Origin of the sequence: Sulfitobacter sp. 1A12779 (genome assembly GCF_043557315.1) — a bacterium.
In the GTDB taxonomy this organism is placed as follows: Bacteria; Pseudomonadota; Alphaproteobacteria; order Rhodobacterales; family Rhodobacteraceae; genus Sulfitobacter; species Sulfitobacter faviae.
Window position 1 is genome coordinate 75,560 of record NZ_JBIFFU010000013.1, and the last position, 7,120, is coordinate 82,679.

7 protein-coding genes and 2 tRNA genes are annotated in these 7,120 nt (G+C 59.5%); 2 read left to right on the forward strand and 7 right to left on the reverse strand.

Annotation, left to right across the window (positions count from 1 at the left end; genetic code table 11):
• Positions 1-81: 81 nt before the first annotated feature.
• From hisD to ACGYLQ_RS14940, 5 genes are read right to left on the reverse strand one after another with little or no spacing between them, the layout of a single operon-like run.
• A complete protein-coding gene (hisD, locus tag ACGYLQ_RS14920) occupies positions 82-1,383 on the reverse strand; it encodes a histidinol dehydrogenase (protein ID WP_394443631.1) in 1,302 nt (433 codons plus the stop codon).
• Positions 1,384-1,433: 50 nt separating this feature from the next.
• A complete protein-coding gene (locus ACGYLQ_RS14925) occupies positions 1,434-1,763 on the reverse strand; it encodes a hypothetical protein (RefSeq protein WP_271689037.1) in 330 nt (109 codons plus the stop codon).
• Between the two features lie 30 nt (positions 1,764-1,793).
• On the reverse strand, positions 1,794-2,264 hold the full coding sequence (locus ACGYLQ_RS14930; protein WP_394443632.1) for a DUF2948 family protein: 471 nt from the start codon (positions 2,262-2,264) through the stop codon (positions 1,794-1,796).
• Entirely contained in the window at positions 2,261-3,532 is a 1,272-nt protein-coding gene (gene murA / locus ACGYLQ_RS14935) for a UDP-N-acetylglucosamine 1-carboxyvinyltransferase (protein WP_394443633.1), read from the reverse strand. Before murA ends, ACGYLQ_RS14930 begins: the two co-directional genes overlap by 4 nt.
• Positions 3,533-3,535: 3 nt before the next feature.
• A complete protein-coding gene (locus ACGYLQ_RS14940; protein ID WP_168612795.1) occupies positions 3,536-3,712 on the reverse strand; it encodes a hypothetical protein in 177 nt (58 codons plus the stop codon).
• A gap of 85 nt (positions 3,713-3,797) precedes the next feature.
• On the opposite strand from ACGYLQ_RS14940, the gene ACGYLQ_RS14945 reads away from it, so the two are divergent.
• A tRNA-Thr gene (locus tag ACGYLQ_RS14945) sits at positions 3,798-3,872 on the forward strand.
• 372 nt (positions 3,873-4,244) lie between these two features.
• Here the strand turns inward: ACGYLQ_RS14945 and ACGYLQ_RS14950 are convergent.
• Positions 4,245-4,766 carry a superoxide dismutase family protein gene (locus ACGYLQ_RS14950; protein ID WP_394443634.1) on the reverse strand — a complete coding sequence of 174 codons (522 nt, stop codon included), beginning with the start codon at positions 4,764-4,766 and terminating at the stop codon, positions 4,245-4,247.
• 104 nt (positions 4,767-4,870) lie between these two features.
• Between ACGYLQ_RS14950 and ACGYLQ_RS14955 the strand changes: the two genes are divergently transcribed.
• A tRNA-Arg gene (locus ACGYLQ_RS14955) sits at positions 4,871-4,947 on the forward strand.
• Positions 4,948-5,142: 195 nt separating this feature from the next.
• Here ACGYLQ_RS14955 and ACGYLQ_RS14960 read toward each other — a convergent pair.
• Complete coding sequence (locus ACGYLQ_RS14960; RefSeq protein WP_394443636.1) at positions 5,143-7,029, reverse strand: TniQ family protein; 1,887 nt, start codon at positions 7,027-7,029, stop codon at positions 5,143-5,145.
• Between the last annotated feature and the right edge of the window lie 91 nt (positions 7,030-7,120).

Here is a 7,120-nt window from a genome sequence, read left to right on the forward strand (position 1 = left end):
CGCGCCCGCGATTGCGCCCCGTCAGCGCATTTGACGATACGTCAGAGCGCGCAGGCAAGGGCACTCTGCGTCCCCCCTGCCCTAGTCGTTGAGTTTGCGCAGACGCGCGGTGACCGACAGGCCGTGCGCCTCAAGGCTTTCGGACTGGGCCAGCCGCTCTGCCGCGGGGCCGATGGCCTTGAGCGCCTCGGGCGACATCTGCGCCAGGGTCGTCCGTTTCATGAAGTCCAGCACCGACAGGCCTGAGGAGAAACGCGCCGACCGCGCCGTGGGCAGCACATGGTTCGGCCCGCCGACGTAATCGCCGATCGCCTCGGGCGTCCATTGGCCAAGGAAGATCGCCCCGGCATGGGTGATCTTGTCCGACAGCGCCTTCGGGTTCGCCACGCAAAGCTCGAGGTGCTCCGGCGCGATGCGGTTGCTGAGGGCGGCGGCGGCGTCAAGGTCCGGCACGGTGATGATCGCCCCATTGTCGCGCCAGCTTGCGCCCGCGATGGCGCGGCGTTCGAGGGTGAGCAGACGTTTCTTAACCGCCTCTTCCACCGCGCGGGCAAAGGCAGGGTCGGTGGTGATCAGGATGCTCTGCGCGCTCTCGTCATGTTCGGCTTGGCTGAGCAGATCGAGGGCGATGAAATCGGGATCATTCTCGCCATCGGCGATGACGAGGATCTCGGATGGCCCCGCGATCATGTCGATGCCGACCTTGCCGAAAACGCGGCGTTTGGCGGCGGCGACGAAAGCGTTGCCGGGGCCGGTGATCTTGTCCACCGGGGGGATCGTTTCAGTGCCATAGGCCAGCGCCGCCACGGCTTGCGCGCCGCCGATGCGGTAAATCTCATCCACCCCGGCGATGCGGGCGGCCAGCAGCACAAGCGGGTTTAGCACGCCATCGGGCGTCGGCACGACCATGGCAAGGCGCGCCACCCCCGCCACCTTTGCCGGGACCGCGTTCATCAGCACCGAAGACGGATAGCTTGCCAAGCCGCCGGGCACATAGAGGCCTGCGGCGGAAACCGGCGTCCAGCGCCAGCCCAAGGTCGCGCCATCGGGGTCGGTCCACTCCGCATCCTCGGGCAATTGCCGGGCGTGATAGGCGCGGATGCGGTCGGCGGCGAGTTCCAGCGCCTTGCGGTCTTCGGGGGAGACTTCGGCCAGTGCGGCGTCGACCTCTTCCGCGCTGATGCGCAGGGTCTCGGCGGTCAGGGTCACGCGGTCGAATTTCTGCGACAGGTCGATCACGGCGGCATCGCCACGGGCGCGCACATCGGCGATGATCTCAGCCACCACGGCATCGACATCGGGGCTGTCCTCACGCTTGGCGTTTAGCAGTTTGTCAAAAGCCGCTTCGAAATCGGCAGCGGAGGCATCGAGCGTGACGGGCATGGGTTCAAGCTTTCGTAGAGGGGCCGCCGCGCAGGGCTGGCCCGAAAATGTTAAGACGCCTGCGGGCGGCGCAGGCTCGGCTCGGCCCGCAGGCCCGCGGTTTTAGAGGTGGCTGCGGGGGCGGAGCGCTGCGCCAGTCGCATGGCGCGGGTGTCTTGGGCATTGTCGAAGATCGCGCGCGCCACCTGCGCCACCAAAATGGCGGAGAGACCACCCGAGACCAGCGCAAGCGGCACCACCAAAGTCGCGACCGAGAGCGACGCGATGAGTTGCACCGCGCCCAAGACGCAGCCCAAGAGGATCAGCGCCCAACCGGACACCTCGGTCAGCAGCGCGGTGATCCGGCCCCGGGTAAATCTATTCTGTTTCAGTTCAGGCATCTTGCGATCCTTGCCCGCCATGCGGCGGCGTCACTCAGGGTGAACGGGCCGTTTCTTGGACGGGGCGACATAGGGGCGGGTCACATCCTTGAGCGTCACCTCCAGCGCTTCGACCTCCAGCCGGATCGCGCCGTCTCCGGCCAATGTTAGCGTCACATGGCCCGAGGGCGCGTCGCCCTCTTCAAACGCGATATCCAGCAGCGACAGAATCGTATCGGCATCGCCCTGCGGCACACCTTGGCTGGCGACACGTTGCACGTTGTTGAACATCAGCACCGATTGCACCCGCTCGGGGGCATGACGCGCCGCCCCCGTATCCTCATGCCGCAGCCGGTTTAGCAGCAGCGCAAAGCGCCCGCCCGCGCGGTGCCAGCGCATTTCGGAGGCGGGAAAGACCGCGTCTTGGGTCAGCGAGGCGATCACCGTCAGATCATCGGCATCCAGAGCACCGAGGTTCAGCGGCGCTTCGCGGCCATCTTCGAAACGTGCATCTTCGGTCATTTGTCGCTGATCCTTTCGATATCCGCCCCAACGCCGCGCAATTTGGAAACCACATGCTCATAGCCGCGATCAAGGTGGTAGACCCGGCTCACCGTGGTCTCCCCAGTGGCGGCCAATCCGGCGAGGATGAGGGAAATCGACGCCCGCAGATCGGTCGCCATAACCGGCGCCCCTTTGAGCTTTTCGACCCCGGTGACCTTGGCCGTACCCCCCTGCACATCAATCCGCGCGCCCATGCGGATCAGCTCCGGCGCGTGCATGAAGCGATTCTCAAAAATCTTTTCTTCCAGAACCGAGGTGCCTTCGGCGGTGCAGAGCAGCGCCATCATCTGCGCCTGAAGATCGGTCGGGAAGCCGGGGAACGGCTCTGTGGTGACATCCACCGCCGAAATCCGCCCGTTGCGCCGTGCGACCTTGAGGCCCGCTTCAGTCTCGGTCACGTCGATGCCCGCCGCGTCGAGCTTTTCGCAAAACGCCTCCAGCAGGTCGATTCGCCCGCCCAGAAGCTCGACCTCACCGCCGCAGAAGGCGGGGGCCAGCATATAGGTGCCAAGCTCGATCCGGTCGGTCACGACCTTATGGGTGGCGCCATGCAGGCTGTCGACGCCCTGAATGGTGATGCTTGAGGTCCCATCGCCTTCGATCTGCGCGCCCATGGCCCGCAGACAATCCGCCAGATCGACGATCTCAGGCTCCCGCGCGGCGTTGTTGATAACGGTCGTGCCCTTGGCAAGGGTGGCGGCCATCAAGATATTCTCGGTCGCGCCGACAGAGGCGAAGGGGAAGTCGATCACCGCCCCCTTCAGCTTGCCGCCCGCGGCCTTGGCATGAAGATAGCCGTCCCGCAGGTCGATCTCCGCGCCCATCTTGGCCAGACCATCGGTGTGAATGTCCATTGGGCGCGCACCAATCGCGCAGCCGCCGGGGAGCGAGACTTCGGCATGTCCCTCACGCGCCAAAAGCGGCCCCAAGACCAGATTCGACGCGCGCATCTTGCGCACGATGTCATATTCGGCCCGTGTGTTGATCTCCCCATGGCTTGCCATGGTGATGACCTTGCCGTCCTGCATCGCGGCCACTTCGGCGCCCAGAGACTGCAAAAGCTGCGTCATCGTGCGAATGTCGCTCAGACGCGGCGCATTGGTCAGCGTCAGCGGCTCTTCGCTCAGCAATGTGGCGGGCATCAGCGCCAGACAGGCGTTTTTAGCACCCGCGATGGGAATTTGCCCGTTGAGCGCACCGCCGCCCCTGACCAGAATGGAATCCATCGTTCAGCTGTCCTTTTCCGGCCCCTCGGGGCCATTGCCTGTATCCTGCGCCACATCCTCGGCCCGCGCGCGCGCCTGCGCTTTGCGCCGCGCCATATTCGCCTTGAGCGCAGCCTTCAGCCGCGCCTCCCGCGCAGAGGGTGTTTTCGCGTTCTTTTCCGGGGCGTTTTGCTTTGCCATGCCGCCTATCTAGCGCAGGGGGCAAGAAGGGTCCAGATCAGGGGTTGCGCCCCCTTTCGATTGCGGCTAATCACCCGCCCACGGCGCTGCTGTAGCTCAGAGGTAGAGCACTCCCTTGGTAAGGGAGAGGTCGAGAGTTCAATTCTCTCCAGCAGCACCATTAACCTTCCTTTTCTCCGGATAAGTCATGTCTAGCATTAGTGCTGGTCTCTCGACTTACGCCCAACGCTACGCGTCAGTCTGAGTACGAGAGTTCAATTCTCTCCAGCAGCACCATGAAACTCCCTTATTTCCGGATATGTAACGTCTAGCATTGGCTCCGGTCTCTCGACTTACGCCCGACGCTGCGCGTCAGTCTGAGTGCGAGAGTTCAATTCTCTCCAGCAGCACCATGAAACTCCCCTAATTATCGCTGCACCCACAAGACTGCCACTCGTTTCTTTAGAGCCTACGCTGCACGCGTATTCTATACATCGAATCGACACCCCCGCCCCGATAACCCGGGACGGAGGCCTCAAAACCTCACATCAAATCACGACGCCTCAAACACGCCACAAGCGATACGCGACCCCGCGTCGCCCGAAGGCTGCGATTCGTAATCGTCTGCGCCGCTGTGGATGATGAAGGCCGCACCATCATCATCTTTGATCATGGTCTCAATATCGAGCAGGTCGAGAAAGACTTCGGCTTCCAGCACCCCATCTTCACCCACGACCATATTGGGCATATCACCGGGATGCGGCCCACCTTCGACGAGCACACCGTGCTTGCGGTCCCCCGCGATATGACCACCGGCGGATTTGAAATCCTCGGCCGAACAATCACCAGTCTCATGCAAGTGCACGCCGTGGGTACCCGCAGGCACGCCGGTTACGTCGATCTTGACCAAGGTGCGGCCCGACGCAGTCGTGTTCAGCGAAACATTGCCCGAAATATCGTTAGAATTGCCCGCGACCTGAGCTGTCGCCGCCGTTTGCATATGGCTTTCGGCCTGCGCCGCCACGGCGCTTGTTGTGGCCAAAGCGGCCCCGAGTAGGATATTGCGCAGATACATGGCTTCCTCCTTTGGGTTATATGTCCGATGACGGCTCAACCCACCCGGCCCGCGTCGGGTTCCTCTTGATGCAGGGCGAGGCTTGCCCCTATAAGCGGCCGAGTGCTCCCTTAGCTCAGCTGGATAGAGCAGCCGACTTCTAATCGGCAGGCCGAGGGTTCGAATCCTTCAGGGAGCGCCACTTTCCTCTACGCCTAGATGTCGTTCGACATCGAAAGACCGACTTTTCGACAAAAGTTGGCTTTTGAGCTTTATCATGTAGCATCTGGTTATCTCACCGCCGCCAATGACCGTTTTGCCACAGAGCACCGATACCGAACCACTGATATACTAGCGCCATGATCATCGGCTAAGTATCTTACAGTGAAAACTTTCGTCAGGAGCGGTTATCGTCGAACAAAGATGTGACCTCATGGCGTAACCAGATTGCTCCGAAACTTTTTCCACCGGATGTGAACTGAAGCACATCCATCGCTTTCAAGCGTGTGGAAATAGTGTTCCGATGCAACCCTAGTTCAGCCTGCATCGTATTCAGTGTCATGTATTTATTGTGGAAGGAAGCAATGTTGTCCTCTGTCAACCTGAGGTGACACCTTCGATTGCTTGGATTCTGAATTCGGATCGCCGGACTGTGTCCTTCTTCAAGGAATTCACTGAATTGTCCCCGGTTCCTTAGACCGATTGAGCGCGCGAAGGCATAGGCTGAAATCGTGTCACGAACAGACGCAGTAAACTCACCTGACATGTCGAGCTTCGACTTGCGGCTGCTACCCGCATCACTCTTGTGAATCCATATCCCGTGATAGCCAAGAACATTCTTCTTGAGTCTGACGCGAATCTTTCCGCCCCGGATTTCTGAAATAATCTTCCCGACAGCCTTGCCGGTTCGTTTGCTGGACTGCTGGATGCTCTCCCAATGTAAATTATCCGCAACTCCACTCTTTGCAAACGACTGAAGTTCCTCAACCAGTGCTCGCCCATCTGGCAAACTCCAGGGTGATCTAACCGTTGGGACTTGGGTCCGGGGTGCCAGGATTTCGTCCCGTTCAAGTGCAATGAACTCTGCCCTAGTTGCACCCATGGCCGTTTGCATCTCAATTGGCCCGACCAATGTCGGAATTTCTTCGAGAAGCGCAGCATACCGCATTGCGTCAAAGATCTTTTTACTTGGCGCCCGTTGATCGTTGCATTCAAAAGCACCTGCTTCTGTCAGGAATTGATCTAAAATCTTGGAGCCCACCCCGGATTCTTTTGCTGCTGTTTGAAGGGAATGCAGGAGACGTTTAGGAACAAGCTCACCAAGCAAAGTTTCGCCGCTACCGATTGGCCAATTTGCGAGGACGCAATCGCGCAATAGCTGACGAAATACCGCGAAGTCATCCTCCACTAGGTAATCCTGGCTGAGCTTTACGAACAGCTGGCCGAAGGCCTTTTTTGGCCGATCCTGAACTCCGGTCGCCCGATCTACAAGGGTATCTAACGCAGCACGTATTTGCGCGGGCCCTCGTTTTGCAATTTCAAACCCTTTCGCTTGAGCAGCTCGTAAATTGTCCGTGTCATTTGAAATGTCGGCTATTGTAAGATCCAGTATCGCAGCACCGAGAAGCCGGCAAAAAGTCGATGCTGCATAAAGAGAATGATCGGCGAGCCATGTAGAATCCGACCCGTCTTCCAGTCGCCCATTCAGCCACATGTCGTATGGCGAAGCTTTCACTTTCGGTCGGTCAAACCGCCCTTGTAAAATTTGGTCCAAAGTCTCCGTCAGCCGCATGCCGATGTCGTCCCGGTCCGTAACCTTGTCAGCTCGCCAGAGGGGCACCAGAAGGTGTTCGTGCTTTATACAGACAGCCACTTCCCTAAGCAGCCAGTCGCCCCGCATAGCCATAACTTCGAAGGGACTTGAATTGCAGGTCTGGACATCTTCTCTGAGACAGGCAGGACAACCTCGGATCACTGGGCTACGAAGCGCCCGCGAAACAAATATCTCACCTCGAAACCGCATACGGGCATTACCAACGCCCTCGCCGGTCCAAGACAGCAGTTCGTTCAAATCTGCGGTGGAAAGTTCGCCCCACCGACAGAGAAGAGATAGCATTTCTGCGTCGAGGTTCAGAACTCGCTTGAATGATCCTCCCATGTCATAAGCAAAGTCCTTTGCATTCGCACTCTTTGACGCTGATAGGCGTGACAGAAAGGACACAATGGTTTCACGAGGTTTGGGTCGAGGGGTTTCATAAGTCCGATCAGTCAAAAGCCCGTTCAAATTCTTAAGCCTTTCTAGTGTTCTCCACCTGACAGGAGATTCCCATCGGCAACGTGATGTGCCATATTTGAGGCATGAGACGCGATGACAT

Excerpts from the sequence above, each read along its gene's own strand:
- ACGYLQ_RS14930 (WP_394443632.1), bottom strand. The coding sequence starts at position 2,264 with ATGACCGAAGATGCACGTTTCGAAGATGGCCGCGAAGCGCCGCTGAAC.
- ACGYLQ_RS14940 (WP_168612795.1), bottom strand. The coding sequence starts at position 3,712 with ATGGCAAAGCAAAACGCCCCGGAAAAGAACGCGAAAACACCCTCTGCG.
- murA (WP_394443633.1), bottom strand. The coding sequence starts at position 3,532 with ATGGATTCCATTCTGGTCAGGGGCGGCGGTGCGCTCAACGGGCAAATT.
- hisD (WP_394443631.1), bottom strand. The coding sequence starts at position 1,383 with ATGCCCGTCACGCTCGATGCCTCCGCTGCCGATTTCGAAGCGGCTTTT.
- ACGYLQ_RS14950 (WP_394443634.1), bottom strand. The coding sequence starts at position 4,766 with ATGTATCTGCGCAATATCCTACTCGGGGCCGCTTTGGCCACAACAAGC.
- ACGYLQ_RS14925 (WP_271689037.1), bottom strand. The coding sequence starts at position 1,763 with ATGCCTGAACTGAAACAGAATAGATTTACCCGGGGCCGGATCACCGCG.